Annotated in this window: 1 protein-coding gene; it reads right to left on the bottom strand. The window is 62.5% G+C overall.

Features of this window, described 5'->3' with window-relative positions:
- Nucleotides 1-13: 13 nt before the first annotated feature.
- On the bottom strand, nt 14-1,084 hold the full coding sequence (locus ACODSP_RS28190; protein WP_488968822.1) for an IS630 family transposase: 1,071 nt from the start codon (nt 1,082-1,084) through the stop codon (nt 14-16).
- Between the last annotated feature and the right edge of the window lie 60 nt (nt 1,085-1,144).

Genomic DNA, 1,144 nt, shown 5'->3' on the forward strand with positions numbered 1-1,144 from the left:
CTAGTGCATTGACTCATTGAAGAGATGCAGGGGTGCATCGGAGTTTTTCGAGAATGGCCTCGGCGGATTTTGTCCAGACGAAGGGCTTTGCTGATCCGTTGTGCTCGTTGATGAAGCGCCTGATTTCGTCCTGGAGCTGTGCGACGGAAGTGAAGACGCCGCGCCGCAGCCGCTTTCTGGTGATGATGGAGAAGAAGCCTTCGACGGCGTTGAGCCATGAGGCGGATGTGGGCGTGAAATGGAAGACCCATCTTGGGTGATCGGCGAGCCATTCCAAGACCTTGGGATGCTTGTGGGTGGCATAGTTGTCGACGATGGCGTGAACGACCTTGCCGACGGGGACGGCCCGCTCGACGGCATTGAGGAACTTAATGAATTCCTGATGGCGATGCTTGGGCATGCAGCGGCCGACCACGGTGCCGTTCAGCACGTTCAGCGCCGCGAACAGGGTGGTGGTGCCGTTGCGCTTGTAATCATGGGTCATGGTCCCGCACTTGCCGGGCTTCAGCGGCAGACCGGGCTGGGTGCGGTCCAGCGCCTGGATCTGGCTCTTCTCGTCGATGGACAGGACGACGGCATGCATGGGCGGGTCCATGTAGAGGCCGACGATATCCTCCACCTTGGCGGTGAAGGCCGGGTCGTTGGAACGCTTGAAGGTGCGGATGCGGTGCGGTTGGAGACGGTGCGCCTCCCATATCCGCTGGACTGTTCGCAGGCTGAGGCCCACCGCCTTGGCCATCGCCCGGCCTGTCCAGTGCGTGACGGCCCCCGGCGGTTCCGTGCAGGTCAGCGCCACGATCCGCTGGACCTCCGACGCCGAGACCGGCGCGCGGCCCGGCTTGCGGCTGGGTTCGCGCAGCAGCACATCCACGCCCTTCTCCGCAAACCGGCATTGCCAGCGCCAAACCGACGGGCGGCTGAGCCCGCTCTGCCGGGCAATCTCCTGAACGGGCAGGCGGTCGCCCGATAACAAGACGATCCGAGCCCGCTGAACGTGCTTCAGAGGACGGTTGCGATCCCCGATGATCGCGGTCAACCGCGCACGATCCTCAGGGCTGATGATGACACTGACTGTCTGGGACATGACCCCAGATTCTCACATCGACGCCATCTTGTGAATCCTTTGTCAGCGTCATTGCACTAG

The sequence above is a fragment of the Niveispirillum sp. FG156 genome (assembly GCF_057809555.1).

Coding starts and splice junctions, on each gene's coding strand:
- ACODSP_RS28190 (WP_488968822.1), bottom strand. CDS start 1,084: ATGTCCCAGACAGTCAGTGTCATCATCAGCCCTGAGGATCGTGCGCGG.